1 pseudogene is annotated in these 249 nt (G+C 18.9%); it reads left to right on the top strand.

Annotated features, from left to right (window positions below):
- Window positions 1-40: 40 nt before the first annotated feature.
- Window positions 41-249, top strand: a pseudogene (locus tag NG901_RS16785) (hypothetical protein); the annotation flags it as partial.

The following is a 249-nucleotide window of genomic DNA, read 5'->3' as shown; positions in this document are numbered from 1 at the left end:
AAATATAAGACAAAAAATTAATATAGAGACAAATGAGAAAATGGTAAAAGAATATACATTTTTAACACAAGAAGAAAGAGATAAATTATTAAATGCTTATAATGAAATTGATTGTATAAATTTAAAGATAGATGAATTGTATTCTTTAAATTTACAAGAAAATAATCAAAGTAGTAAAGAATTAATAGAACTTCAAGATAGAATTAATAATATACGAAATTCAATTAAAGACCTGAATAAAAAATTACG

The organism is Clostridium sp. CMCC3677, assembly GCF_023845585.1.
Lineage (GTDB): Bacteria > Bacillota > Clostridia > Clostridiales > Clostridiaceae > Clostridium > Clostridium aquiflavi.
This window is presented reverse-complemented; position numbering and strand designations above follow the sequence as displayed.